We start from the raw sequence: 826 nt of genomic DNA, 5'->3' as shown, positions 1-826 counted from the left end.
CTGGTTGTTTAAAAATTTGCCCGTCTGTTACGCGGAGGCTTGGTTTAAATGGAAACAGAGGTCGTTTTTCCAACTGCGCTGCGGGCGCTGCATTCTTAATCTAAACAGCCGCAATCGATTCGAGCGAGGCGGCCAATACTGTTTTCGGTGCCATTTTTCTCAAGGTCAGATACCTGAAAGTCAGAAGCCAAGATCGACTAACAAGCCGTTTGTGGACCCTTCCGCCTTGTCGTCGGGATCTTCTGCAACCGTGGACCGCACACGATGAAACAGAAGAGAGTTATCCCAAAGTTAGCCAGCAGCTCCAAACTGATGGAAGATACTAGCTTGAGTCCTCAGCAAGCTCGATTAAATGCACACAATTCGACGGAATCTCAGTGCGACAAGATCTGACTAAGAAACAGTTTTGTTCTTTCGTTCTGGGGCTTGGTGAAAAAGTCGTTCGGCGTGCCCTCCTCGACAATCCGGCCTGCATCCATGAAGATGACGCGATCGGCGACGGAGCGCGCGAAGCCCATCTCGTGGGTGACGCAGACCATCGTCATGCCCTCGCGCGCGAGACTGGTCATCGTCTCGAGCACCTCGGCGACCATTTCCGGATCGAGCGAGGAGGTCGGCTCGTCGAAGAGCATGACAGCAGGTTCCATGCACAGAGACCGGGCAATCGCGACGCGCTGCTGTTGTCCTCCGGAGAGCTGAGCCGGGTATTTGTTCGCCTGCTCGGGTATGCGTACGCGCTCGAGGAATTTTAGTGCGGTCTCCCTGGCCTCGGCCTCGGACATACCCTTAATCCACATCGGGGCTGCCATGCAGTTCATCAGCACCG

Annotated in this window: 1 protein-coding gene; it reads right to left on the bottom strand. The window is 54.7% G+C overall.

The features are described from left to right. Nucleotides 1–374: 374 nt before the first annotated feature. Nucleotides 375–826 (bottom strand): amino acid ABC transporter ATP-binding protein (locus NKI15_RS31935; RefSeq protein ID WP_352888194.1); only part of this gene is annotated, 452 nt, incomplete at its 5' end.

Source organism: Mesorhizobium sp. M0862 (genome assembly GCF_040319795.1).
Classification (GTDB): domain Bacteria; phylum Pseudomonadota; class Alphaproteobacteria; order Rhizobiales; family Rhizobiaceae; genus Mesorhizobium.
The sequence above is the reverse complement of the archived record's forward strand: the minus strand, read 5'-3'. Positions and strand labels throughout refer to the sequence as shown.